General features: G+C 71.8%; 18 protein-coding genes. 10 read left to right on the forward strand and 8 right to left on the reverse strand.

The window, feature by feature from the left end:
* Nucleotides 1-30 precede the first annotated feature (30 nt).
* Nucleotides 31-468 carry an acyl-CoA thioesterase gene (locus tag WMF29_RS16685; RefSeq protein WP_437329771.1) on the reverse strand — a complete coding sequence of 146 codons (438 nt, stop codon included), beginning with the start codon at nucleotides 466-468 and terminating at the stop codon, nucleotides 31-33.
* Between the two features lie 270 nt (nucleotides 469-738).
* On the opposite strand from WMF29_RS16685, the gene WMF29_RS16690 reads away from it, so the two are divergent.
* Together WMF29_RS16690 and WMF29_RS16695 are read left to right on the forward strand one after the other, a co-directional pair.
* Nucleotides 739-1,707, forward strand: coding sequence for a hypothetical protein (locus tag WMF29_RS16690; protein ID WP_437329772.1), 969 nt, complete (start codon nucleotides 739-741; stop codon nucleotides 1,705-1,707).
* 223 nt (nucleotides 1,708-1,930) lie between these two features.
* A complete protein-coding gene (locus WMF29_RS16695; RefSeq protein ID WP_437329773.1) occupies nucleotides 1,931-2,749 on the forward strand; it encodes a lysophospholipid acyltransferase family protein in 819 nt (272 codons plus the stop codon).
* A gap of 25 nt (nucleotides 2,750-2,774) precedes the next feature.
* Here the strand turns inward: WMF29_RS16695 and WMF29_RS16700 are convergent, their stop codons facing one another.
* Entirely contained in the window at nucleotides 2,775-3,956 is a 1,182-nt protein-coding gene (locus tag WMF29_RS16700; protein ID WP_437329774.1) for a lipin/Ned1/Smp2 family protein, read from the reverse strand.
* A 150-nt stretch (nucleotides 3,957-4,106) separates the two neighbouring features.
* On the opposite strand from WMF29_RS16700, the gene WMF29_RS16705 reads away from it, so the two are divergent.
* The 3 genes from WMF29_RS16705 (at nucleotide 4,107) to WMF29_RS16715 (ending at nucleotide 8,539) form a co-directional block, all read left to right on the forward strand.
* Nucleotides 4,107-4,763 carry a hypothetical protein gene (locus tag WMF29_RS16705; RefSeq protein ID WP_437329775.1) on the forward strand — a complete coding sequence of 219 codons (657 nt, stop codon included), beginning with the start codon at nucleotides 4,107-4,109 and terminating at the stop codon, nucleotides 4,761-4,763.
* Nucleotides 4,764-4,807: 44 nt separating this feature from the next.
* The gene (locus tag WMF29_RS16710) at nucleotides 4,808-6,946 is read left to right on the forward strand and encodes a protein kinase domain-containing protein (RefSeq protein ID WP_437329776.1); all 2,139 of its coding nucleotides are present in this window, start codon (nucleotides 4,808-4,810) and stop codon (nucleotides 6,944-6,946) included.
* Between the two features lie 102 nt (nucleotides 6,947-7,048).
* Nucleotides 7,049-8,539, forward strand: coding sequence for a tetratricopeptide repeat protein (locus tag WMF29_RS16715; protein WP_437329777.1), 1,491 nt, complete (start codon nucleotides 7,049-7,051; stop codon nucleotides 8,537-8,539).
* 24 nt (nucleotides 8,540-8,563) lie between these two features.
* Here WMF29_RS16715 and WMF29_RS16720 read toward each other — a convergent pair whose 3' ends face one another.
* From WMF29_RS16720 to WMF29_RS16730, 3 genes are all read right to left on the reverse strand, one after another.
* Complete coding sequence (locus WMF29_RS16720) at nucleotides 8,564-9,343, reverse strand: hypothetical protein (protein ID WP_437329778.1); 780 nt, start codon at nucleotides 9,341-9,343, stop codon at nucleotides 8,564-8,566.
* 85 nt (nucleotides 9,344-9,428) lie between these two features.
* Nucleotides 9,429-10,766, reverse strand: a complete 1,338-nt coding sequence (locus WMF29_RS16725; RefSeq protein WP_437329779.1) for an NAD(P)/FAD-dependent oxidoreductase — start codon at nucleotides 10,764-10,766, stop codon at nucleotides 9,429-9,431.
* A gap of 229 nt (nucleotides 10,767-10,995) precedes the next feature.
* A complete protein-coding gene (locus WMF29_RS16730) occupies nucleotides 10,996-11,502 on the reverse strand; it encodes a DUF2505 domain-containing protein (protein WP_437329780.1) in 507 nt (168 codons plus the stop codon).
* Between the two features lie 203 nt (nucleotides 11,503-11,705).
* On the opposite strand from WMF29_RS16730, the gene WMF29_RS16735 reads away from it, so the two are divergent.
* Nucleotides 11,706-12,128, forward strand: a complete 423-nt coding sequence (locus WMF29_RS16735) for a response regulator (protein WP_437329781.1) — start codon at nucleotides 11,706-11,708, stop codon at nucleotides 12,126-12,128.
* Between the two features lie 49 nt (nucleotides 12,129-12,177).
* On the opposite strand, the gene WMF29_RS16740 is transcribed toward WMF29_RS16735, so the two are convergent.
* The 3 genes from WMF29_RS16740 to WMF29_RS16750 form a co-directional block, all read right to left on the reverse strand.
* Nucleotides 12,178-14,472 carry a protein kinase domain-containing protein gene (locus WMF29_RS16740; protein WP_437329782.1) on the reverse strand — a complete coding sequence of 765 codons (2,295 nt, stop codon included), beginning with the start codon at nucleotides 14,470-14,472 and terminating at the stop codon, nucleotides 12,178-12,180.
* Between the two features lie 90 nt (nucleotides 14,473-14,562).
* Nucleotides 14,563-15,954, reverse strand: a complete 1,392-nt coding sequence (locus WMF29_RS16745) for a pyridoxal phosphate-dependent aminotransferase (RefSeq protein WP_437329783.1) — start codon at nucleotides 15,952-15,954, stop codon at nucleotides 14,563-14,565.
* Nucleotides 15,955-16,021: 67 nt separating this feature from the next.
* Complete coding sequence (locus WMF29_RS16750) at nucleotides 16,022-17,842, reverse strand: hypothetical protein (RefSeq protein ID WP_437329784.1); 1,821 nt, start codon at nucleotides 17,840-17,842, stop codon at nucleotides 16,022-16,024.
* 460 nt (nucleotides 17,843-18,302) lie between these two features.
* Between WMF29_RS16750 and WMF29_RS16755 the strand changes: the two genes are divergently transcribed.
* From WMF29_RS16755 to aroA, 4 genes are all read left to right on the forward strand, one after another.
* Nucleotides 18,303-18,725, forward strand: a complete 423-nt coding sequence (locus tag WMF29_RS16755; RefSeq protein WP_044964995.1) for a hypothetical protein — start codon at nucleotides 18,303-18,305, stop codon at nucleotides 18,723-18,725.
* 1,018 nt (nucleotides 18,726-19,743) lie between these two features.
* Nucleotides 19,744-20,304 (forward strand): hypothetical protein, encoded by a 561-nt coding sequence (locus WMF29_RS16760; RefSeq protein ID WP_437329785.1) that lies wholly within the window; start codon nucleotides 19,744-19,746, stop codon nucleotides 20,302-20,304.
* A gap of 53 nt (nucleotides 20,305-20,357) precedes the next feature.
* A complete protein-coding gene (locus tag WMF29_RS16765) occupies nucleotides 20,358-21,272 on the forward strand; it encodes an isoaspartyl peptidase/L-asparaginase (protein WP_437329786.1) in 915 nt (304 codons plus the stop codon).
* A 470-nt stretch (nucleotides 21,273-21,742) separates the two neighbouring features.
* Nucleotides 21,743-23,041, forward strand: a complete 1,299-nt coding sequence (aroA, locus tag WMF29_RS16770) for a 3-phosphoshikimate 1-carboxyvinyltransferase (RefSeq protein ID WP_437329787.1) — start codon at nucleotides 21,743-21,745, stop codon at nucleotides 23,039-23,041.
* Nucleotides 23,042-23,044: the final 3 nt, after the last annotated feature.

Below are 23,044 nucleotides of genomic sequence, written 5' to 3' on the forward strand. Positions count from 1 at the left end.
GCGCCGTCCGGCGGTCGTCGCTCGGCGCGGCTATGCGAGCGCGCTGCGCAGATCGCCCGGGAGCGGGCACGGCGTGAAGCGCGCGCCGTCGATGCACACGTGCACGGTCTGCCCGATGGCGGCGACCCGGCCCGCCGTCGTCACGCGGTAGCCCACCGTGAACGACGTGTCGCCGAGCTTCGGCGCGAGCACCTCGACCTCGATGGCGTCGCCGAACCGGAGCGGCAGGAGGTAGTCCGCCTCGGCGTGGACGAGCGGCAGCTTGATCGTGCCGCCCGCGATCATGGCGGGGAGGTCGATGCCTCGCTCCTTCAACGCGATCATGTAAGCGTCGCTGAAATACTCGAGGACCCGCGGATAGAAGACGATCCCGGCCGCGTCGACGTCCTGGAAGCGCACGGCGCGGCGCTCCACGGCGAGGCGCGGCGCGGTCTGCTTGAGCTCATCGACGCTGAACGCGCGCTTCATCGCGCCGCAGGGTAGCGCAGAGGCGCTGCTCACGTCGCGAGGTGCGCGGTGCTCCGCCGCACCGCGGCGCCCTCCTTCTCCGGCTCTGACGCGGGCGGTCACGTCGGACCGGCGGCGCTTCGTCGCGTCGTTCCCGTGTCCCTTTCCGCTCGCCGTCGTCCGTTTCGCGGTCCATGCTCGCCCGCGATGGCTGACCGACGTCCCGGCGGTCTCGGGGCCGGGTCCCGCAGGCTGCGTCGCGCCACCGCGAAGGATAGCGAGCGCCGCGCGATGCGATGCCTCGGGGCTCGAGCGCCGCGCTCCCGCGGCGTGGTCGCGGCGCTCGCCTGCCTCCTGGCGGCGTGCTTCGCGGCCGCGTGCGAGTCGGCGCCGGCGTCGACCCCGACGCCGATGCCCTCCCAGAGCCCGCCCGTCGCTGCGCTGCCGCGGCCTGCGTTCGCGGAGACCTCGGCGCCGACCGGCGCGGCGCACGCGTCGAACCCGCTCGGCCTCCCCCCGTATCCGATCAAGCTCGAGCCAGGCCGCCGCGTGTTCACCTTCTCGGACCGGATGCTCGCCGGGGCCAAGCTCGGGTCCACGCTCGTGCTGTACGCGGGGACGGTGGTCGGCTTCGACGGCGACGACCTCATCGTCGAGGGGAGGGGCGGACCGTCGTACAAGGTTCACCCGGGCTACGTCATCCCCGTGCCCGACGCGCCCCGCCTCCGACCCCACGACCCGCTGCTCACGGAGTGGAACGGCGTCATGAAGCACGCCGTCCTCACCCGCTTCGTGAAGGACAAGATCGAGGTCCGCTACACCGACATGGACCCGCGGACCCCGCTCGCGCAGCTCAAGGGCGTTCGCTTCGTCGTGCAGACCGCGGGGCTCGCGCCCGGCAACTTCGCTGCATGGAAGGACGGCGAGACGTGGCGCCACGTGCTGCTCGTGTCGCGGCTCGGCGGTCCCGCGGCCGAGCCAGGCGCCGTCCTGACGTCGCTGTCCAGCAGCTCCGCGCGGTGGTTTGCCCTCGGTTACGGCGGCGCCGCGCTGCTCGCCGACGAATCGGCGCTCCGTCCGCTCCCCGTCAAGCCGCAGCTCAAGATCGGGGCGAGCGTCTGGGCCGAGTGGGTCGGCGCGCTGCGCCCAGCCGTCGTGCAGAGCGCCGAAGAGACAGGCCTGTACACGGTGAAGTTCGAGCGCGCCGGGCGGCCGGCCACGGTCGGCTGGGGGCTGCTCACGCCGCCGCTCCAGCCGTAGCCGCACGGCGCCGCAAGAGCGCGTCGCTCGAGCCGCCACCCTGGCCCGCGGAGCCGTCCCGGCTCATGCCGAGCTTCCGACGTGGGCGAACGCCGGATCACGATCTCGCCGCGTCGCGGAGCTGAGCGGCGATCCGGAGTCGAGCAACGCCGCTCGCACACAGCGATGGTGCGCAAGACACTACGCGTTTTCGCCCGACATGGAGAGTGGTAAGCGCTGTAGTATGGATCTCAAGAGCGCATGGCTGGCGACGCGCCAGTGGGTCCCTTTCACCCTCAGGACCATGGCGTACGGCACAGTGTCTCTGACGCTGGGCCCCCTCACGCCGCAGCGCTCGGCGAGCCTGTGGGCGATGCGCCGCTGGTGTCAGGCGAGCGCGCGAGGGCTCGATATCGAGATCCAGGCGAGCGGGCTCGAGAACGTCCCTCCCGGGGTGTTCGTCTATTGCTCGAACCACCAGAGCCTTCTTGACATTCTGGCCCTCGGCGCCGTTCTACCAGGCGATTTCAAGTGGGCCGCCAAGCGCTCCCTCATGAAGATCCCATTCCTCGGCTGGCACCTCCGGCTCGCGGGCCATGTGCCTGTCGATCGCACGGTCGGCTCCCGCGCCGCGGTCGAGGCCATCGCGCGGTTCGAGGAGGTGCTCAGGAGCGGCAAGCCGCTGCTCGTCTTCCCCGAGGGGACGCGGAGCGAGGACGGCATCCTCCGGGAGTTCAAGAACGGCGGCTTCTATGCAGCCGTCCGCGCCGGCGTGCCCGTGGTGCCGGTCGCCATCGACGGCACGCACCTCCTCATGAAGAAAGGCGCCATCGACACCGGTGACGGCACCCTGCGGATCGTCCGCGTCCGGGTCGGCGCGCCGATCGCCGTGCGCCCGGACGGCCGCGAGGGCGCGCGGGTCAACGAACTGCGCGAGCGCGCCCACGCCGCGGTGAGCGAGCTCCTCCGCTCGATCGGCGGTCGCGTCGAAGCGCCGGCCGGCGCCGCGGCTGCGTCGGAGGCGCCTGCGAGCGGCGCCCGGACCGAGCAGGCGTCCGGCTGACGGGCCGGCGCGCCGGCCGGGTGGATCAATCGCAGAGGCTGGGGAGCGCGTCGATCTCGGCGAACAGCTCGTCGTAGCCGTCGATGCGACGGCCCCCGTGCGACTCATCGTCGAACCGATAGAACACGCGCTGCGCGAGCGGCATCACGCCGGCGTTGTCGTAGGCCTCGGCGTCGGTCGCCGTGTTGCCGAAGGCCCACGCGGGCAGCATCTCCCTTCCGTCGAACAGCCGCTCCAGCTCCGCTGTCTTGTACTCCACGGCGCGGTCGCCCACCGCGCCGGTCAGGCTCAGCGTGGTGTGCACGATGCCAGGCGGGAAGCCGTACGCCTCGAGGAAATCGCGCGTGCGCTGGACGAGCCACTCCGGCCGCGCGGTCAGGTACATCGGGCGGTAGCCCTTCGACGTGAGCCGGTGGAACGCCGCCGCGGCGTGCGCATGCACGTCGGGCAGCTCGCCGAGGAGGAGCGAGGTGAACTCCTCGGTCTCCGTGCCGGTGAGCGTCCCGTCGACGTCGCTGACGAACACCGGGGCGCCCCGCGCGACGACCTCGATGAAGAGGTCGGTGCTCGAGAGGTCGCCGCGGACGACCAGGTGGACCCGGTGCCGGCCCGGACCGAGCCGCTGCGCCGCGGGGATCTCGAAATAGACGCGGCCGCCGTCATCGCTGACGCCCTCGACCGCGCGGTGCGCCGAGTCCGCTTCCGTCGTGGTCGCCGAGCCGAGGCGCTCCCACGCGCCGCCGCAGCCGCGGAGCAGATAGACGTCGACCCGCTCATCCTTCAGGTCCTTGTCCGTGATCCCGTAGGCGAACTTTCCGATGATCCACTGCGGGTCGTCCGGCGTCAGGTAGAGGTCGCGTCCGCGGTGGTTGGGGCTCCCAGCGCCGGCGATGAGGTACGAGGACGGGTGGTTCCACGCGAGCTCCTCGCCCGGATCCGGCGGCGGCGCATCGCACGCCGGAGGTGTGTTGCAGAAGGCCCCCGGCGCCCCGTCGCCGCTCGAACCGCCGTCCTCGCCGCTCGGTGCGCTTCCGTCGCCCCTGGCCCCGCCGCCATCGCTCTGGCCCCCACCGCTGTTCTGGCCGTCGCCATCGCCGCCCCGGCCATCACCATCGCCGCCCTGGCCACCGCCCCCGTCGCCGCTCGGCGCCCACTCGAGCGTCGCGTCGGCCGATCCGCAGCCGATCGCGAGCACTGTTGTCGCCATGACAAGTAGTATCCTGGTTTGCATCGGGCCCGAGTGTGACCGAGTCGCCCCCATTCGAACAGCGAGCTCCGGTCGTCGATGGCGTCGCTGTGGACCGCGCTCGCCCCTTGCGTGCCGGCCTGACTCCGGGCAATCGTAGCTGCCCCAACGATGCCCAAGCCCGACCCGAAGGTCCTGCTCCGCCACGCCGGTGACTATCTCAAGGCGCACCCCGAGGAGATCGCGAGGGCGTTGCGCGGCGCGCTCCGCCTGCGGTTCGGCGTCCCGATCGATGCGCTGCGCTATCTGGCGAGAGAGCTCAGCGGCGGCAAGCGCGCGCCGAAGGACATCGTGATCGAGGCCGCGCCCCCGGGCCTGCGCCTCGCGCTGACGGTGAAGGTCATGGGCGCCCCGATCCGGGCCTCGTTCACGGCCTTCGCCGAGGAGCTCGACGTGCGCGCGGACGCGATCCAGGTCGGCCTGCGGATCGCCGACCTCAAGCTGCAGGTGATGGGCGACGAGGCCTCGCCGATCGCCGGGCTGATCGGCTCGGGGGCGATCGACCTGAACAAGCCGGGCGATCTCGTCTCCTTCATGCCCAAGCGGCCCGCCGCCCTGATCGACGCGAAGGATGACAGGATTACCCTGGATCTCCTCAAAATCCCGGCCCTCGGCGGGAATCCGGCGGTCGCGCGGGCGCTGCGCATCTGCGCGCCGGTGCTCGGTGTCCGTGCGCTCAAGACCAAGGATGACCACCTGGACGTGCACCTCAAGGCCACCCCCTCCGGGGTCGCCGCCGCGATCGCCGCGGTGCGCGCGGGCGTCTGAGGCTCTTTCCGCTGGGGGCCGTCGCCCGCTAGACTTCTCCGTGCATGTCTCGGCTCCCCGAGCCCGCGCCGGCTGCGCTCTCGCTTCAGTTCCTTGCAGAGATCGCGTCCGGGGCCACCACCCGCGTTGATCTCTGCAGGTCGGCAGGTCCGCACCGGCCTGGGGAGCTGCTCGCCGTCAAGCGGCTGCACCCGCACTTCGCCGAGGATCAGAACGTCTCCACCCGGTTCCTCGACGAGGTGCGCACGACCGCGGCGCTCAAGCACCCGAACGTGGTCGAGGTCGCGGGCTGGGGGACGGACGAGCAGGGATGGTACTTCGCCGTCGAGCTCGTGCAGGGCGTGAGCCTCGCGCGGCTCATGAAGACCGTCTTCGACACGGGCGAGATGTTCTCCGAGCGGCTCGTCGTCCACGTCGGCGCGACGCTCTGCCGCGGGCTCAGCGCGGCGCACGAGCTCCGCTCGCCAGGCGGCGCGCTGCTCAACCTCGTGCACCGCGATCTGACGCCGGGCAACGTGCTCGTCGGGTTCCAGGGCGAGGTGAAGATCGCCGATTTCGGGCTCGCCAAATCGTCGCTCCGCGTGATGACGACGGCCGTCGGGGCGCGCCGCCGCGTGACGACGTACATGGCGCCGGAGCAGGCCCGCGGGGGCGCCGCCGACAAGCGCTCCGACCTGTTCTCGCTCGGCGTCGTGCTGTTCGAGCTCTTCACCGGCAAGCACCCGTGGCCGTCGACGAGCGACTACGAGCTGCTGCGGAGCATGTCGACGCAGCCGGCGGCCGATCTCCGGGAGCTCCGGCCGAAGATCGACAAGGAGCTCGTGTCGATCGTGATGCGCTGTCTCGAGAGGGACCCGCCGTCGCGCTTCCAGAGCGCGGACGAGATCCTCGCTCGGCTGGAGGGCTGGCTGCACAGCCACGGGTACCACGAGGGCAACGAGGAGGCGCTCGGGCGCTTCGTGCGGCGCAACGCGATGAGGCAGATGCGCTGGTTCGAGCGCGCCGTCACCGGCGGCTTCGCCGGGGTCGCCAAGGCGCCGCGCCCCTCGCTCTCGACCGCGCGGGCGATCCCGCGCCGGCCATCGGCCGATCCGCGGGGCAGGGGGGCGAACGCCACCGGACGGCTGCGCGGCGAGGGGGGGGCGCGCGCTCAGGACGACGACGCGACCGACTTCGAGGCGCGCCGCGGGACGCTGTCCCATTCGCCGACCGGCCTCACGCCGAGCGACGTGGACGCCGCGGACGACGATCTGGGCCGGCGCGGTCCCATGGCCTCCGAGACGGCCGACGAGGCGACGGTCGTCGTCGGCAGCAACGGCAGGGGGCGCGCCGACCCCGGGTCCTCCAGCTCGGGCGGAGGACGGCGGCGCAGCAGCCTGCCCTCGTACGGATCCATCACCGAGCGGGACAGCGAGCCGCTGCCGACGTCCGGGAACGAGGCGACGCCCTCGATCTCGAGGGTGGCCGCGTTCGCCGTGGATCATGACGCCGACACACCGCTCACGGCGCAAGGCGCGCCGGGAGGCGCGCGGCCGCTGCACGCGGAGGTCGACCGCCTCACGACGGAGGCGCTCCGGCTCCGCGAGGAGGCGCGCTTCGCGGTCGCCCACGCCGAGCGCAAGCTGGCGCTGGCCAAGGTGGCTGCTCACCTCTCCGAGATGGCCACCGAGGCGCTGCGCCTCTCCGCGAGCGCCGCCCCGGAGCGCGCGTCGCACCGCCTCGACGAGGCGCTCGCGCTCGAGCGGGCGATGCACAAGGTCATGTCCACGCCGCTCACGCTCGCGCCCGAGACGACCGCGCTGCCTGTCGCGTGGGGCAACGAGCAGCGGTCCATCCTCGCCCAGCTCGGCCTCGAGCACCTGGCATCACCCGCCACGTCGAGGCCCTCGGACTTCGGCGCGCCCCCGCAGCGGCTCACTCCGGCGCCCGGGGACGCGAGCGCGGCGCAGCAGCTCATGGCGGCCGGCCCCGCGAGGAGCGACGCGGCAGGCGTGCCATCCGCTGCGCTCGCCGTCCGGGGCGACGCTGCGGGCGACGCGATCGGCCCGCCCACCGCTGCGGACGCTGACGCGTTTCAGGCCAGCCTCCGGCCGATGCTCCTCGGCGTGCCGCGCGCGCTCGCGCTCGCCGTCGCGGCGGCGGCCTTCATGGCGTTCGTCTTGCTGGCCTGGTTCTATTCCTGAGCGCCGCTGCGCCCGCGAGCGCGCGACGCGCGACGCGCGACGTGCCGCGCGCCGAGACGTCGCTTGATCCCGGCGGGGCACGGCGGCTACCGTCCTTGGATCATGAGCGAGCAAAGCGACTGGGTGCTGATCGGCCTGGATGAGACCACGGCGCGCCGGCAGGGGATCCCCGCGCGCATGCCGGTTCCTCGTGGCGAGTTCGAAGGGCTGGCCGACAAGGGGCTCGGCATCGACGCCGCCCGCAAGTGGATCAAGGACTTCCTCACGAACTCCGAGCCCGGCAAGAGCGGCGTCTGGCGCAAGCAGAACAGCACGCTCGTCTCACAATTCGAGGCGTTCCTCGACAAGGCTCCGGTCTGGGAGCGCGCGCAGAAGGCGTTCGGCGAGCGCGACTACGAGAAGGCGATCTCGGCGCTCAAGCGCATCATCACGATGGATCCCGACGATCACGCCGCGCGGCTGAACCTCGCCTCGGCGCAGGCGAACATGGGCGATCACCCCGCGGCGCTGAAGAGCTTCCAGGCGATCCGAAAGACGTTCCAGGGGGACGCCGACTACCACGTGGCGGTCGGGCAAGTGCACCTGGCGATGCAGAAGAAAGACGCCGCGCTCGACGAGATGGTGCTCGCGCTCGAGGCGAAGCCCGACTGCCAGCCGGCGCTGGATGCGATGGTCCAGCTCGGGGTCCTCACGCCGATCTACGAGAACCCGCGCGACGCGGCCTCGCTCGTCTACGTGCGCTCTGACGCGGTGCTCGAGTACCTCGCGGGCCAGTGGGACGCGGCGCCGCGCGACGGCGCCTTCTATCTCGAGCAGCTCGCCTACCACGAGCGCGAGCTCCGCCACGACGTCGCGCTGGCCGCGGCGGAGCGCGCCGTCGCCGCCTCGGGCGAAGGGGCGAGCGGCGAGCGCGCGCACCTCGCGCGGATCGCCGCGCTCCGATCGCTCGGGCGCACCGACGAGGCGCTCGCCGCGGCCGAGGCCTTCGTCGCGACCGCGCCGTCCTCGTCGGGCGCCTGGGTCGAGCTCGCCAAGTGCCTGTCCCAGGCGGGCCGCGGAGCGGAGGTGCCCGCCGCGGTCGAGCGCGCGCTGGAGAGCGACCCAGGCGATCTCGCGGCGCTCTCGCTCCGGTTCTGGCCGAGCGATCCCGCGGACATCCAGAAGGTCAACGAGGCGATCCCCGCGCTCGCCGCCTTCGTCGCGGCTCACCCCGAGAGCGCCGGCGCGCGCCGCTCGCTCGCCCGCGCCGAGCTCGTCGCAGGTCGGATCGACGACGCGCTGGCGGGCTTCGCGGCGGCCGTCGCGCTCGCGCCCGGGGACGACGATCTCCGGGCCGAGTACTGGACCGAGCTCGGGAAGCAGCAGCGGTACCCGGACATCATCGCCGACGCCGCGAGGCTCTCGGATCTCGCGAAGCGCGACTGGAAGCTGCGATGGAACGAGGCCGAGGCGTACGCCGCGCTCGGCAAGAACATCGAGGCGCGGGCGGCGTTCTCTGCCATCAACTTCGACGAGTCGCTGCACGTCGACGTGCGCCGCAGGGCCAAGCGCGCCGTCAAGACGATGGATGAGACGCCGCCCGTCGTGCCGTGACGCCGAGCCGCGGGCGGCGCGCGCTCAGAGCGAGCCGGAGACGCCGAGCCCGACGGCGTCGCCCGTGACGATCGGCTTCACCGACAGGGAGACGTCGTTGCGGACGAGCTTCTTCTCCGGCGCGGCGAGGCCGCCGATGAACATCGCGGCCCCGGCGACCTGAGCCAGCCCGTCGACCATGAGGACGAAGACGCCGCCGCCCTTCGCATCGGCGGTGCCGACGGTGATGAAGGGGCCGGCGAGCGGGATGTAGAGCGGGAGGTAGCTCTCCCCGCTGCCGCCGCTCGCCCTGTCCGCGCTCTCCGCGACGAGCCCGACCATCGCCGAGAGGATGTAGGTGACCCCGAACGTCACGGCGCCGCCGATGACCAGGCCGCGGCGCGCCCTCTCCTCCACGCGGTAACCCTCCGGGACGGCCTGCCCTTCCTCGTAGTTCATGATCCTCGGGCCGACCGGGTACGAGCCGGGGGTCGAGGCGTATCCGGGCGGCGGGGCGTAGCCCGGAGGCGGGGCGTATCCGGGAGGCGGGGCGTATCCGGGAGGCGGGGCGTATCCGGGAGGCGGGTAATAGCCGGGCTGCTGCCCGTAGGGGGCAGGCGCGCCGTACGGCGCGGGGGCTCCGTAGGGCGCGGGCTGCGGCTCGGCGCCGGCAGGGGCGGCTGCGCGCGGCTGCGCGGACGCAGCAGGAGGCGCCTGCGCGAAGGCGGAGGGGGCGCCGAGCAGGAGTGCGGCGAGAGGTGCTGCGCTGGCGAGGAGCGCTCGCCACGGATGCGTCGGGGCGCCCTGTCCGGGATGGATCGTCATGGTCAATGACGCTAACGCAGCTCCGTCGCCAAGGTCCAGACGAGCGCAGTGCGCCGGCGCGTGGCGTGTGTGCTCCAGGCCGCGCCTAGGCGCGCGTGCGCGCGGGCTCCATGGGCTGGTGCCTCCTGACGGCGCCATCGTCCTTGCGCGCCTCGAGCTCCGGCGCGCGGTGGTCCTCCAGGAGCGGCGGGATCTCGCCCGTGATCAACCGCGAGGCGCGCTCGTAGGTCACGTAGGAAAGGGCCCACGAGAACAGCACCAGGAAGCGGTTACGGAAGCCGATCAGGAAGAGGATATGGACGAACAGCCACGCGAGCCACGCCAGGAACCCGGAGAGCTTCAGCTTGCCGAAGTCGGCGACCGCCGCCGCGCGCCCGATCGTCGCCATGGAGCCCCGGTCGTCGTACCGGAACGGCAGCCGCGGCAGCCCCCGCAAGGTGCGCGCGATGCTGCGCGCGGCGTGGCGCCCTCCCTGGATCGCCGCGGGCGCCACGCCGGGCACGGGCGTCCCGTCCTCCTGCTTCAGCGACGCGAGGTCGCCGATCACGTAGATGTCCTCGTGACCCGGCACCGTCAGGTCCGGCGCCACCAGCACGCGCCCTGCCCGGTCGAGCGGCGCTCCCAGGGTGCGGGCGATGGCCGACGCCGCCACGCCGGCCCCCCAGAGCACGGTCCTGGCTTCGATCCGCTTGTCGCCGATCGAGACCCCCTCCTCGTCGATGCCGGTGACGCGGCAGTTCGTCCGCACCTCCACATTGAGCGCGGCCAGCTGCTGCTTCGCCTTCTCGCCGAGCTCCGGGACGTACGACGGCAGCACCTGCCCGGCCCCTTCCAGCAGGACGATGCGGGCCTTGCTCGGGTCGATGCGCCGGAACTCGCGCCTGAGCGTGTGCCTCGAGAGCTCCGAGAGGGCACCGGCGAGCTCGACGCCCGTCGGGCCCGCGCCCACCACGACGAACGTCATCCAGGCGCTCCGCCGCGCCGGATCGGGCTCGCGCTCGGCCGCCTCGAAGGCGACGAGGACGCGCCGGCGAATCTCGAGCGCATCCTCGACGGTCTTGAGCCCGGGCGCGAAGGCCGCCCACGCGTCGTTCCCGAAGTACGAGTGCGACGCCCCGGCCGCGACGATCAGCGTGTCGTAGCCGAGCTCGCCGTCCTCGAAGATCACCCGCTTCTGGACGGGGTCGATCGCCTTCACCTCGGCGAGGATCACGCTCGTGTTCTTCTGCTTGCGCAGCACGTGACGGATGGGCGTGGCGATGTCGCTCGCGCTCAGGCCCGCCGTCGCGACCTGATACAGGAGGGGCTGGAACGTGTGATGGTTGTGCCGGTCGATCACGGTCACGCGTACCGGCTCGCGCCGGAGCGCCCGCGCCGCGTAGAGGCCGCCGAAGCCGGCACCGATGATGACGACGTGCTCCATGCGGTGGCCCTGGTTCCCGTGTGCCACCGCAGCAAGAGCAGGAGCCGCAGATCTCCCGATTTGACCCTGGACGTGAAGGGGGCGCCCTCGCTCGTTCGCGGGACGGAGGCCGCGAGATGGCCGATCGCGATCCCCTCTCGTCGGCGTCGCCGTCCGTTCGTCGGGCAGCGCCTGCGTCAGGCGCCCCAGGCGGTGCGCAGCAGGGACCGGCCGATCGCCATCGGCCCGGTCAAGCGGCTTTGCCCTGGGCGATCCACTTGTTCATGAAGACCGCGCTGAGCTCCCACCCTTGCCGCAGCTCCTTTTCGGCGCTGCTCTCGAGCATGCCGCCGACGCCGAACACCTTCGCTTCGATCGTGATCTCGGCGATCCGACGCACCTTGTTGTCGCCGATGGCATCGGCGCGCACCACGCCTTCGTTGCGCATCTTGTCGGCCAGGGTGCTTGGCGTCAGCTTGAAGGTCCACACCTTCGTCGCCTTGTTCAGCCTGCCCTCTTCGGTGTAGCGGAACCCGGAGCCGAGCAGCTTCTCGACGGGGCCGGGCAGATTCATCTTCGGCTTCCCGGCCGACCTCCGGATGATCTCCGTCGCCGTCTCGACCTGCTCCGTGATCGTGAACTCGGGGAAACCGAGCTCCTTCCTGTAGAGCTCCTCGTTGAATGTCTTGTCCAGGAACAGCTTCCAGAACGTCTCGAGGTTGCAGTTGATCTCGTGTGTGAGGGTGAACTTGCCCATGGGATCGTTCCTTTGCGGTGCGCGGGTTCGATGACGTCTAGCTCTGCGTGTACCGCAGCCCGTACGTGGCGTCCATGTCTCGGCCGGGAGCGCTGAACACGGGATCTGCGAGGACAATGCGTCCGTCTGCGTTGCGCGCGCCGGGCGATGCAGGCGCGGGCGGCGGGCTTCCAGCGCTTCTGCATCCGTGCGAGCATGACGCTGTGACGTGCATCCTCGTCATCGACGACGACGCCGCGATCCGATCCATGTTCGTGCGTTCGCTCCGCCCGCTGGGCGAGGTCGAGGAGGCGAACGGCGGGGCGCCGGCGCTGCGCCGGCTCTCCGCGCGCAAGTTCGATCTCGTGGTGCTCGACCTGCACATGCCGCTGGTCGACGGCTTCAGCGTGCTCGAGTCGCTCTCGGCCAAGGGGGCGCTGAACCGGGACACGCCCGTCTTCGTCGTGACGGCCGATGAGTCGCAGCAGGCTCGTATCCGCGCGCTGCGTCGGCACGCGATCTTCCTGCTCTCGAAGCCGGTGAACCTCGCCATGCTGGTGTCGCTGGCGGAGTCGTCGCTGAAGAAAGCCGCCGCGCGCGCCACGCCGTCCGACGAGGCGCAGCCCGAGAAGCCGAAGGAGCACTGAGCGCGATCCGCCGGCCGCGCGGGAGGCCGCTGCGGCCGGTCTGAAGGCGCTACCGCGGCGCCAGGTCGAGGGGCGGCGCAGCGGGGCGCGGTCGCGGCGGCGCCGGGCCGGGGACGGGCCCGCGCGGCAGCGCGGGGGCGGGCGGCGTCGCCGGCTGCGCGGGCTGGAGCGAGGGCCGTGGCGGAGTCCACCCGGTGACGGATGGCGTCGGCAACGGTCCCGGGACGCGCGGCGCAGGGGTGACCGAGGAGCCCGGGTACGGCGTCCCCGGCGCGGGTGCGGTGCCGGGGACGTACGCCGGCTGCCCGCTCGGGAGAGGGGCGCCTGCGTCGGCGGGGACCGCGGCATCCGCGGCCGCGTCGGTCTGGGCGGCCGCGTCGGCCGCGTCGACCTGCGCGGCCGCGTCGACCTGCGCGGCCGCGTCGACCTGCGCGGCCGCGTCGGCGATCTGCTCGGCTGCGGCCGCGTCGATCGGGGCCGCGGCATCGGCGACGGCGTCGCTCGCGACCGTGGCGGCCGTCGCCGACGCGCTCGGCTTCGCCGCGGCATCGGCGCCGGCATCGGGCGTTTGCGCCGTCGGTCCGGAGGCGCTGGGGCTGGCGGAAGGCACCACCACACCGCCGAACGGCAGGCGGCCGGAACGCGCGAGCACGAACGCAGCGGCCGCGATCAGGCCCAGGACGATCAGCGCGAGCAACGCCACGCGGGCGAAGGACCACGTCGCAGGAGCCGGGGGCGCGCGGCGCTCGGGCGCCGGCGCGACAGCGCTCGCGGGGCCGCCCGCGTGCGCCGCCGGACCGACGTAAGCCGCCGGCCCCGGGGGCGCCGGCGGCCCAACGTGCAGCGGCGGCGGGAGCAGCGGCAGCGGCGAAAGCCCCGCCGGGAAATCGAACGGCGAGCCTGCCCCGTCCGGGTTCGACTTGCGGGTTGCATCCGGGTTCGACTTGCGCGTCGCGTCCGGATTCGACTTGCGCATCGGGTCGGCGTTCGCGCGGCGCGGGCTCGTCGGCGCCGGCATGCGCGAGCTCGCCGGCCCCGACATGCGCGAGCTCGCGGGCCCCGACATGCGCGAGCTCGCGGGCCCCGACATGCGCGAGCTCGCGGGCCCCGACATGCGCGAGCTTGCCGGCCCCGACACGCGCGAGCTCGCGGGGCCCGCCGGGGACGAGGGCGGCGCCGCGTCGGCCGCGCCCCCGCCCTCCGTCGCCTCCGGGCCGTCCTGCAGGATCGGCAGCATGGAGATGCGCCGGAGCATCACCTCGGTCGCGTCCTCGGGGCGCGAGGCCTGCGGCTTCTGGGGGTGGGCGCGCTCGGCGAGGATCCGATCGAGCTCGTCGAGCGCCTGATCGATCCGCTCCTTGCGCGCCTCGGCGACCCCGGGGAGCAGATCGCGGACGAGCTGGCCCACCTGCTTGTCGGTGTAGCTCTCGCGGACCGCGGCGCTCACCTGCTCGAGATCGCGGCGCAGCTCCGCGGCCGTCTGGTACCGCTCGTTCGGGTTCTTGGCGAGCGCGCGCATGATGATGCGGTCGAGCTCCGGGTGGACCTCGGGCATGATCTCGCGCGGCGGCTGCGGGTTGCGGTTGGCGATCTGCTGCATCGCCTCCAGCGGGCCCTTGCCGCGGAACGGCGTGTGGCCCGTCACCAGCAGGTAGAGCAGCACGCCCATCGAGAAGAGATCGCTGCGGCGGTCGAGCGCCCCGCCCATGACCTGCTCGGGCGAGAAATACCCCGTCTTGCCCTTGATCGCGCCGACGCGGCTGGTCTGCGCGCGCGCCCGCGTCTTCGCGACGCCGAAGTCGACGACCTTGACCATGCCGTCGAACGTCACCATCACGTTCTCCGGCGTGACGTCGCGGTGGATCAGGTTGAGGAGCTCGCCCGTGTCGTCGCGGACCTCATGCGCCGCGTGCAGCCCGGCGCACGCGGCGATCATCACGTGGAGCACCCAGCCGAGCGGCAGGAGCGCGCGCTTCGCCTTCTGGTTCGAGAAGATCTTCGCGATCGGGGCGCCGTCGATCCACTCCATCGCGAGGTACGGCCGATCGCGGACCTCGCCGTACGCGAGGATGTGCACGACGTTCGGGTGGAGGATCCGCGACGCGGTGCACGCCTCGTCGAGGAACATCGCCCGCGCGTCGTCATCCCCGCGCATCGCGTCCGACAGCAGCTTGACGGCGACGATCTGGACGGAGCCGTTGGGCCGCCTGAGCCGCGCAGCCCACACGGCGGCCATGCCGCCCACGGCTGCCGGGAACAGCAGCTCATAGGGGCCGATCGTATCGCCCGGCTGGAAGTTACCGGGGTCGTCGTCGTTCCAATCACTCCACGGATCTTTGGCCACGCGCTCCCCCACCATGTCGGAAGACGTGCAGCGCGACAAGACCTGGCGCTCGGCCCCGTCTTCCCGCTCCCCTGCGCGGCGCCGCCGGTGTCAGGCCCGGCGACGCTCGCCTACCATGCGCTCGAGCCGCCCGAGCGCCCGGACGAGGACGTCCTCGCTCGGGCCGAAAGAAAAGCGGACGTGGTGGCGGAACCGCGACGGCCGCCCCGCCCGGCGCTTGCCGGGGTTGACGTCGAAGAACTCGCCCGGCACGACGATGATCCGCTCCCCGAGGGCCGCCCGGAAGAAGCCGTAGCCGTCGGAGAGCCCCGGGGGCAGATCCGCGACCGAGCCCCAGACGTAGAACGTGCCCTCGGGCTCCGCGTCGACGGTGACGCCGATCCTGCGCAGCCCCTCGAGCATGATCTCGCGCTTGTGCGAGAACGTCCGGTGGATGGCCGTCGTCTCGGCGCGGGTGTGCTCGATGGTGAGCAGCTCTGCGGCGGCGCGCTGCATCGGCTTGGAGCCGCCGCCGTCGAGGAAGCTGCCGGCGCTCGCCACCGCCTCGATGACCTCGCGCGGCCCCAGCGTCCAGGTGACGCGCCAGCCGGGGTAGCGCCAGTTCTTGGTCAGGCCGTCGAAGATCACGACCGGATCGCGATCGACCTCCTCGACGTAGCGCGCCGCGCTCTCCATCGGGGCGACGTCGCCCATCCCGTAGACGTAATGCGAGTAGAACTCGTCGAGCAAGAGCGCGCAATCGAGCTCCTTCGCGGTGCGGACCCAGGCGGCGAGCTCCTCGCCGCGCACGTGCTTCCCTGTCGGGTTACAGGGGTTCGAGGCGAGGATCGCGCTCAGCCCGCGGCCCAGGATCTCGCGGCGCAGGTCGCCGACCGAGAACGAGTAGCCGCGCTCGCCCTCGAGCAGGATCGGGATCGGCGAGAACAGCCGGAAGACGTCGAGCAGCTCCTCGTACGCTGTGTAATCGGGGAGGAAGTGGCCGAGGTTGATCTGCCCGAGCGCCGCCGCTGCGCGGGTGAGGGCGATGCGACCCCCGCCCGACACGGCCACGTTCTCGGCCGTGTAGCGCGACGGCATGCCCCGCCGGTAAGCGCGGTTGTAGAGCGACGCGATCGCCTCGCGCAGCTCCCAGAGCCCGGCCACCGGCGCGTACTCCTGGTCGTCTCCGGAGATCGGCACCGCCGCGCAGCGCGGGGGCGAGCCCGGGAGCGGGCCCGTCTCCGGCTGGCCCTGCCCGAGGTTGCACCAGCCGTCCGTCCCCTCGTCGGCGCCTGCCTTGAACCCGAGGCGCGCGGCCTCGGTCGTCACGTAGATGACGCCCGTCCGCGGCACCTTCCGGAAAGCGTGGACCGCCCGCTCGTCGCCGCGCGGCGGGGCCGGCGTGTTCCCCCGGTCGGCCGGCGCCCCAGGATCGCTGGGCCGGGCCTCGTCTCCCTGGAGATCGCCTCGCTCGTCGGGATGCTCTCGCTCTACTTCTGTCATCGTTTGTTTCCAGGCACTTCGAGGCATGAGATGCGCTGCCGTGGTGATCCAGCAGGAGGCGAGCGCCTCAGGCCTGCTGGGCCGTCGGCTTTCCGCCGTCCTCGCTCGCCGGCTCGGGCTGCCGCGCCCACGGCATCGTCTTACCGGAGAAGATCCAGAGCAGGTAATAGCAGAAGGCGAGTGAGACAGCGGTGAGCACCGTGTACTTGTCGTCGTTGTAGTTGAACGTGATCCAGATGAACTGGCTGAGCGCCGCCAGGCCGAACAGGGGCACCTCGATCTGGCGCTTCACCCGGGTGAGCGGCGCGCTCAAGATCATGAATGAATAGTAATAACAGGTGAGCTGCGAGAGCAGGATGACGAAGATCTGGGCGAGGCACTGGGCCACCCACAGCGAGCGGACCCGCCGGCACACGTAGACGAAGCCCGCCAGGGACGCGGCGATGATCGCGTAGGCGATCCAGCGGTATTTCGCGTAGCGCTCGTTGCGCATCCGCTTCCAGACCTCGAACGGATCGACGAGCTTCGTGTCCTTCGTGTACTTCATGCGGCCGGACTCGACGCCCGTACCGGGCTCGTGGGCGACGAGCACGCGGAGGCCCATGTGGTTCGTCAGCGGCGTCTGGTCGTGCACCTTGAGCGTGTGCTCGTAGAACTGCCGGTACGAGTCCGAGCCGGAGACCTTCATGCTCACCGGAATGAGCACGGCGGCCGCGAGGACGCCGCCGATCAGCACCTGCACGTGCGACCTCGCCATGCGCTTGTGGCGGACGAGGTGAATCCCGGCGACGGTGAGCCAGCCGATCACGGGCAGGCCCGGGAAGATGCGCAGGAGGCCCGCGTAGACCATGCTCGCGCCCGCGAGCTTGAAGTAGCGCTTCCGGATGAGGCAGGCCGAGAGGACCAGGTAGAAGAGCCAGTCCTGCCGGAGGAACGCGCCGCCCGTCCAGTAGAACGGCGCCGACGACTGGCACCCCCAGAAGATCGCCGCGACGGCGAAGACCCGCCACCCGAAGGCCCAGTAGAGGGCGGCGAACATCCCGAGCAGATAGAAAATATCGAAGCTGGCGAGGAACTGGAGGTAGCGGGTGCTGGCCGGCTGGAGGTCCGCCCAGAACTTACCCATGATCGTCCAGACCGGCGGCGGGTTGTAGCCGTGGTCCTTCTGCATGTCCTCCCAGTAGCCCTTGTCCGAGGCCGTCCGGAAGAACTGCACGTCGGCCTTGAACGCATCCCAGCGCTCCGGTGCGAAGTGCGCCTTGCAGATCTCGGGGTTGGCGAGCACCTCGCTCGCCGGCATGAGGAGGTTGTCGCCGCCGAGGTTCCGGATCTTCTTGTCCGGGTGGCGGACCTCCTTCGACATGTCGAGCTTGACCTGCCGCCCCGTGTCCTCGTTCGTGTACGTGACGAGCCCCAGCTCGTCCTGCGCGATCAGCGCGCATTTGTAGAGGCCGTCGTACCCCATCTCCGGGAAGTACTTGGCCCCCATGTAATAATGGAACTGATCCCAGCGGTGGTAATACTTGGGATAGCCGAAGCGGAAGCCGTTGAAGTACGCGATGATGGCGGCGACGCCGAGCGCGACGCCGGCGAACCGCTTCCAGCGCTCCGCGATCGGACGGCGCATCCCCTCGCGATGCGTCTCGTAGAAGACGCAGAGCGCGGCGCCCATCGCGATCGCCACCTTCGCCATGTCCACGGCGCGGGCGTGCTCGTCGATGTACCGGTCCAGACCATAGAAGAACAGCGCGACGCCCGCGGCGACCGTGCTGTACCGCGCGAGCACGCGGAAACGCGCCGGGGTGAACCAGTTGAGCGCGAACGCGACGCCGGAGTAGGCGCAGAGCGCGATGACGATCTCGATGACTTGTTGTGACGTGAGCTTCATTGCCTGCGGTTCGGATCGGGATCGAGGTGACGCGGGACGCGCCGGCGGGCCTCTTCGCCGGCCTTCCGCGGCAGCGCGCCCGACATCGGGCGCCGCTGCCGCCCCGACCCGTCGCTGCGGGCTGGAGCCCGTCGGGGCCGGGGTGGCGCCGTAGGTGCAGGACGCACCCCGTCCCGGACGGGCTCCACGGGGGAGGCGGGGCCACCTTAGCCGAAATCCCAGGAGTGTGGCGCTCTCGTTGTGGCCGCCATGGGCATCGGCGAGCGTACCCAGGCGGCGTGCGTGTGACAGGTGTGACCGGGGCGGAGCCGTGTCGTCTCGACGTGCTGCGCAATTGAGCGGGCTTCCTCCGCCGAGCAGAGCTCGTGTATCGTCTCCCTTCGTGTCGAACGACAGTTTCTCTTCTGCTTCTTCGGGGGGCTCGGAGCGAGAGGGGGCCCGTGGCCCCTACGGTTTTCTCGTGCGCGTCGACGGCGCGCCGCCGCTCTGGTGCCGGGAGGTGCGGGGCTTCCACCGCGCCGCCGTCGCCGCGGCCGATCCTGACGCGCTGCCTCCCGCGCAGCTCGTGCTCGTCGGCCTCGACGAGGCGGCGCGGGCGTGGCTCGCGTCGTGGGCCGAGGACAGCGAGCGCGTGCGCCGCACGCTGACGATCCGGAGGCTGCTCGACGACCGGGAAGCCACCGCGGTCGTGACGCTTGCGTCCTACGGCTATGGAGTCAACACCGCGCTCGCCGTGGAGTCGGTCGTGGTGCCTGGGGGCGACGGCCCGGCGGCCATCCTGCGCAGCGGCGTCCACACGAAGGAAGAGATCGACGCGATGCTCGCGGTCCTCGCCACGGCGCTGCCGGAGGGCGAGGAGGCGAGCTGGTTCGCGCACGTCTGACGGGCGCGCGGCCCCACCTCGCGCTGCGGCGCGAGCGGCGGAGGTCACGGCGCGCTGGCCCGCCGTCCAACATCCTTGCCGGCGTCCTCGCCGTTGTTCCACCTTACCTGTTCCGGCAGCTGCGCGCGTGCGTCCGGCACGTCGTCTCGCCGGAGCGCTGCGCCTCGTCGTCCTGCCGAGACGCGCCTTGCACCTCGTCCTGCCTGGCCGCTGCTTCCGGTGACGCCTGCCTGGCCGTGTGCGGCGTGCGGCGCGCCGCGTGCCTCGTGCCGCATCGAAAAGAACGACGCCTGCCCGGCTACGCTGCGAGACGCGGTGGGAGCGGTGGGGCCATGCGGACCGCGGGTAGACATGGATGGAATGGAAGAGAATCGCTTTCGATGTTTCGGTGCGTGAGCCCCTTGCTCGCCTGAACAGCGGTGATAGGCTGGTCCTCGGCCTCGGACGGAGCATCAGCTCCAGGATGGTCCTGCCGTGGAGCACCACGGTGCTGGGGTCGACACCAGATCGGCGGGCTCTCCGCAGATCCGCAATCGAACACCCTTGCCATGCCGGACGATCTCTTTCGATCCGGCGCGGGGTGCCGGCAAGCCGGAGGAGGGATGGACACCATGCACAGTACCAGTGGCTCTTCTATACCGGAGGCTGGGAACGGCTGACCCTCGTGGAGCGTGGACGCAGGGTCATCGGGGCCTTGCAAAACGCTACCGCGCTCGGCCAGGTCCGGCGCTCGATAACCTGTTGACTGCCATCGCGACCTCCGCGAGGCCGGCAGAGAGGGAATCGAGGAAGACTCAGGTCTTCCAGCAACGATTCTCACCGGCGCTCCGGGGCCGAACGCTCGTCGCGACGGGACAGGGGGGGCGCCGCACAGGCGGGATCAAGCGGGGTCCAGAAGGCCTCCGGTAGAGGCCCACGGGACGGGTCGGGTGCGAGCAAAGCACCCGACCCGTTTTTATTTCCATTGCCTGGGAGCGCTTTTTTGTCCTGCGCCGTGCCTGTCTGGTACGCGGGCTCGATGCGGATGCTGCTGCTCGCGCTGCTGCCGGCGTTGCCCTTGCTGCCAGGGTGCGCCGACGCCTTCGGGGATCAGGAAGCGCCGGAGCGGGGGACCGCGCTCGGCGCTTTCCACGTGGTCGGGACGCAGACGGCGAACACGTGCGGGGAGGGGGCGCTCGGCGCGAAGCGCCTGTGGGAGTTCGACGTCGAGCTCGCGCGCGGCGACGGGTCCCTGTACTGGAACAACGGCGCCAGCGTGATCCCAGGCGTCATCGACGACGACGACGTGAGCTTCTCGATCGACGGGCGCGTGGTGGTCGACATGCGCGCCGGCGACGCGCCGCCGGGGCCGCCGTGCTCCGTCGAGCGCCGCGACCGGGCGCTCGGGCAGCTCGGCGGCAGAGGGGATGACGTCGCCGGGTTCAAGGCGACGATGTCCTTCGAGTTCGTGCCCACGGCGGGGTCGCGGTGCGAGGACCTCGTCGCCGGAGAGCTCAGCGTGGCGCCGGTGCTCGCGGCGCTGCCGTGCGGCATGGCCTACGATCTCAAGGCCAAGCGGAGCGCGCTCCCGCCCGAGTGAGCGTCGGGTGGGCGTGGACCTCCGGGCGCGCGCCGGGGTAGGGTGCCACGGTCGTGAAGCACGTCATCCATTCTCTGGGCGGGCACGGCGGGCGGCGCACCGTCCTTGTCCACGGCGGCGCGGGCGACGTCGCTCCTGAGCGGCGGCCGCTGCACGCGGCGGGGTGCCTCCGCGCGGCGCGCGAGGGAGCGCGCGTGCTCTCCGAGGGAGGGAGCGCGCTCGACGCCGTCGAGCGCGCTGTGCGCGTCCTCGAGGACGATCCGCTCTTCAACGCGGGCACGGGCGCGTGCCTCAACGAGGAGGGCCACATCGAGCTCGACGCGTCGATCATGGAGGGCCGCGGGCTCAGGGCCGGCGCGGTCTGCGCGCTCTCGGATTTCGCCGAGCCGATCGCGATCGCGCGCGCGGCGCTGGAGGACGGCCGGCACGTGCTGTACGCCGCGCACGGCGCCGCGCGGTTCGCGCGGATGAAGGGGTTCTCGCCCGTGGGCGAGGCCGCGCTCATCACGGAGGCGGCCCGGGAGGCGCTCGCGGCGGCCCAGCAGGGCATCCGCCCGACCTCCTGGGCGGGCAACACGGTCGGCGCGGTGGCGCTCGACGAGGGCGGGCTCACGGCCGCGGCGACGAGCACGGGCGGCACGGTCAACAAGCGGGTCGGGCGGGTGGGGGACTCGCCCCTCATCGGGGCTGGGACGTACGCCGACGACGAGGCCGGGGCCGTGTCGACGACCGGCCACGGCGAGGGGATGATCCGGCTCGTGGTGGCGCACTCGGCCGTGGAGCGGATGCGCGCGGGCGTCGGCGCGGTCGACGCGGCGAGCGGGATCATCGCGCACCTGGCGGAGCGCCTCGACATCACCGGGGGCGTCATCGCGCTCGATCGGACCGGGCGGTTCGGGCTGGCGCGCTCGACCGCGACCATGTCGTGGGCAGCTGTCGGCGATTGGGGCGAGGAGAGCGGTGTGTGAATTCTCTTTACAGAGAACACACATGATTCCGTAGTCACTGTTCATCGCATGGCGCCCCGGGCGCTCTCGCGTGTGCGGTAGTGAGCATCACCGTCAAACCGCGTTCGTCCTGAGCTGGGGTGTTCGCAAACCAAGCCGCGGCGCTGTTGCGCGCGTCGGGTGATGGCGTGTCATGCACGGCGAGGCGGCTTGACCGGCCCCCGAGCCACGGGGATCACGCTGGGCTCCGTCGGCAGGAGGTCTATCTTATGAATCGGAATCCCCCGAGTGGGCAGTACCGCTACTACGATGGCATGCTGTATTTCATGGCGCTGCTGCACGTGAGCGGCGAGTTCCAGGCCTACGCGCCGCAGTGAGGCGCGGCGGCGCGGCGCCGCGAAGATTCGTGTGATCCTGGCGCCGGCGAGCGACGAGCGACGCGATGAGCCCGTGGCGCACGGAGATGCGCCTCGCTATAGTCCGCCGCCCTCATGATCCCTGCCGGTCCTCTGCCCATCACCCCGCTGTCCTCGCCGCCTGATCTGATCTGGCGGGTCCCTGGCTCGAAGAGCATCACGAACCGCGCGCTCGTGCTGGCTGCGCTCGCCGACGGCGAGAGCACGCTGGAGGGGGTGCTCCACAGCGACGACACGCGGCACATGCGGTCCGCCCTGGAGGCGCTGGGGATCGGGATCGAGGACGCCGGGCCGCACACGCTGGTCGTGAAGGGGGGGCGGGGCCGGCTGCGTGCGCCGGGGCGCGAGCTGTTCGTCGGGAACAGCGGCACCACGGTGCGGTTCCTGGCGGCGCTCGCGTGCCTCGTGCCGGGCGAGGTTGTGCTGGTCGGCGACGAGCACATGGCCAAGCGGCCGATCGCCGATCTTGTCGACGGCCTGAGGCAGCTCGGGGCGGACGTGGAGTGCGCGACGGGGTGCCCGCCGCTCCGGATCCGGGGCGGCCGGCTGAAGGGCGGCACGCTGACGATGCGCGGCGATCGCTCCAGCCAGTACTTCTCGGCGGTGATGATGGCCGGCCCCTTCGCCGACGCCGCCATCGATCTGCGCGTGGCCGGCGAGCTGGTCAGTCGCCCCTACGTCGAGATCACGCGGCGCATGGTCGCGGATTTCGGTGGCCGGATCGACGAGGCCGCGGGCGGGTTCACTGTCCATCCCGCCGCGGGGTACCGCCCGCGGGCGTACCCGATCGAGCCCGATGCGTCGTCCGCGAGCTATCCGTTCGCGCTCGCCGCGGCCGCGGGCGGATCCATCACCGTGCCCGGCCTCGCCGACGGGGCGTTGCAGGGGGACTACCGGTTCGTCGAGCTCCTGGAGCAGGCCGGCGCGCGGGTGAGCCGGCAGGCCGACGCCACCACCGTGCGCAGCGACGGGCGCCTGCGCGGCATCGACGTCGACATGCACCACATCTCGGACACGGTGATGACGCTGGCGGCGATCGCTCCGCTCCTCGATGGGCCGACGACGATCCGGAACGTGGCGAACATCCGGATCAAGGAGACGGACCGCCTCGCCGCTACCGTCGCGGAGCTCCGCCGCCTGGGCCAGGAGGTGACCCACGGCGACGACTGGCTCCGCATCGAGCCTCGGCCGCTGACGCCCGCGCTCGTGCGCAGCTACAGCGACCACCGCATGGCGATGAGCTTCGCGATCCTGGGGCTCTGTCGGCCAGGGATCACCATCGAGGATCCGGCCTGCGTCGCGAAGACGTACCCGACGTTCTGGGAGGACGTCGAGAGGTGCTCCCGCGCGGCAGGCGCGGCGCCGGCGGTGTGATCC

This window comes from Sorangium sp. So ce381 (assembly GCF_051473845.1).
Taxonomy (GTDB): Bacteria; Myxococcota_A; Polyangia; order Polyangiales; family Polyangiaceae; genus Sorangium; species Sorangium atrum.

Excerpts from the sequence above, each read along its gene's own strand:
- WMF29_RS16685 (WP_437329771.1), bottom strand. The coding sequence starts at position 468 with ATGAAGCGCGCGTTCAGCGTCGATGAGCTCAAGCAGACCGCGCCGCGC.
- WMF29_RS16690 (WP_437329772.1), top strand. The coding sequence starts at position 739 with ATGCGATGCCTCGGGGCTCGAGCGCCGCGCTCCCGCGGCGTGGTCGCG.
- WMF29_RS16695 (WP_437329773.1), top strand. The coding sequence starts at position 1,931 with ATGGATCTCAAGAGCGCATGGCTGGCGACGCGCCAGTGGGTCCCTTTC.
- WMF29_RS16700 (WP_437329774.1), bottom strand. The coding sequence starts at position 3,956 with ATGGCGACAACAGTGCTCGCGATCGGCTGCGGATCGGCCGACGCGACG.
- WMF29_RS16705 (WP_437329775.1), top strand. The coding sequence starts at position 4,107 with ATGCCCAAGCCCGACCCGAAGGTCCTGCTCCGCCACGCCGGTGACTAT.
- WMF29_RS16710 (WP_437329776.1), top strand. The coding sequence starts at position 4,808 with ATGTCTCGGCTCCCCGAGCCCGCGCCGGCTGCGCTCTCGCTTCAGTTC.
- WMF29_RS16715 (WP_437329777.1), top strand. The coding sequence starts at position 7,049 with ATGAGCGAGCAAAGCGACTGGGTGCTGATCGGCCTGGATGAGACCACG.
- WMF29_RS16720 (WP_437329778.1), bottom strand. The coding sequence starts at position 9,343 with ATGACGATCCATCCCGGACAGGGCGCCCCGACGCATCCGTGGCGAGCG.
- WMF29_RS16725 (WP_437329779.1), bottom strand. The coding sequence starts at position 10,766 with ATGGAGCACGTCGTCATCATCGGTGCCGGCTTCGGCGGCCTCTACGCG.
- WMF29_RS16730 (WP_437329780.1), bottom strand. The coding sequence starts at position 11,502 with ATGGGCAAGTTCACCCTCACACACGAGATCAACTGCAACCTCGAGACG.
- WMF29_RS16745 (WP_437329783.1), bottom strand. The coding sequence starts at position 15,954 with ATGACAGAAGTAGAGCGAGAGCATCCCGACGAGCGAGGCGATCTCCAG.
- WMF29_RS16750 (WP_437329784.1), bottom strand. The coding sequence starts at position 17,842 with ATGAAGCTCACGTCACAACAAGTCATCGAGATCGTCATCGCGCTCTGC.
- WMF29_RS16760 (WP_437329785.1), top strand. The coding sequence starts at position 19,744 with ATGCGGATGCTGCTGCTCGCGCTGCTGCCGGCGTTGCCCTTGCTGCCA.
- aroA (WP_437329787.1), top strand. The coding sequence starts at position 21,743 with ATGATCCCTGCCGGTCCTCTGCCCATCACCCCGCTGTCCTCGCCGCCT.